Genomic DNA, 344 nt, shown 5'->3' with positions numbered 1-344 from the left:
ATAAAATCGTCATCTTAATTCAATTAGAGTTGAATTAATCTCAATGAAAACGCGATTTTTTTAATTGATAGCGTTGTCAACTAATCGAGTCGGATAAAGTTTACAACTATGGTCGAGATTTATGTAAAAAATACCTGTTTTATTTGTTTTTATGCGCACTTTTCATTATCTTTATGGCACTTTTTTAAATACCTACCTCTAATCACGGAGAATTCACATGAAAGTTGCAGTTTTAGGCGCAGCTGGTGGTATCGGCCAGGCCCTTTCTTTATTACTTAAAACACAATTACCAGCTGGTTCTGAGCTATCGTTATACGATGTAGCGCCAGTTGTTCCAGGTGTTG

General features: G+C 35.5%; 1 protein-coding gene. It reads left to right on the top strand.

Annotated elements, in window-relative coordinates; genetic code table 11:
- Window positions 1–217: 217 nt before the first annotated feature.
- A partial coding sequence (locus AB9K37_RS00500; protein WP_369835106.1) for a hypothetical protein occupies window positions 218–344 on the top strand: 127 nt, incomplete at its 3' end.

The organism is Donghicola sp. XS_ASV15, assembly GCF_041224595.1.
GTDB lineage: Bacteria > Pseudomonadota > Alphaproteobacteria > Rhodobacterales > Rhodobacteraceae > Donghicola.
This window is presented reverse-complemented; position numbering and strand designations above follow the sequence as displayed.